Source organism: Bradyrhizobium sp. Kon58 (assembly GCF_055807455.1).
The window spans coordinates 1-508 of sequence record NZ_JBVVOT010000136.1; the positions used below are offsets into that span (position 1 = coordinate 1).

General features: G+C 61.4%; 1 protein-coding gene and 1 pseudogene. One reads left to right on the forward strand and one right to left on the reverse strand.

Annotated elements, in window-relative coordinates; translation table 11 throughout:
* A pseudogene (locus tag AC0L20_RS39820) lies at nt 1–228 on the reverse strand (MFS transporter); the annotation flags it as partial.
* Between the two features lie 36 nt (nt 229–264).
* Between AC0L20_RS39820 and AC0L20_RS39825 the strand changes: the two are divergent.
* Nucleotides 265–447, forward strand: coding sequence for a hypothetical protein (locus AC0L20_RS39825; RefSeq protein ID WP_473295640.1), 183 nt, complete (start codon nt 265–267; stop codon nt 445–447).
* Nucleotides 448–508 lie beyond the last annotated feature (61 nt).

Consider the following 508-nt stretch of genomic DNA (forward strand, 5'->3'; position numbering starts at 1 on the left):
CGACCATTCGTTAAGCATGAACAGCACCATCAACACCGTGCCGCCGCTGAGCAGAAAGGTGATTAGACCCGACTCGAACCAGTCCAGACGATTGCCTTGCAGCAAACCGATCACCAGCATGCAGATCGCCGGGAAGCCCAGCAGCAGGCCACGCCAGTTGAACTGCTTGAGGCGTTCCAGGCGCAGCGGATCCTGCGGCAAGCCGTAGGCGACGGCAGCCATCGCCACCAGACATGGCCCGACGATCTGCCAGACTGCGGCGGCATGGCCGGGCTGGATGAGCAGATCCGCCGGCGCACCGGGGTGCCGGTGGTGGATGGGGTGACGGCGGCGGTGACGATCGCAGAATCGCTGGTGCGGTTGGGGTTGTCGACATCGAAGGTCAGGACCTATGCAACCCCAAGGCCAAAGAAAGTGCTGGGTTGGCCCGGCAAGTTTGGGCACTGAAAATAAAATGTGGGAGGGGGCTTGCTCCCGATAGCGGTATGTCAGCCAGCTTATCTATAGC

What these genes read in the sequence shown, in the direction of transcription:
- AC0L20_RS39825 (WP_473295640.1), top strand. Translation starts at nt 265, where the DNA reads ATGGCCGGGCTGGATGAGCAGATCCGCCGGCGCACCGGGGTGCCGGTG.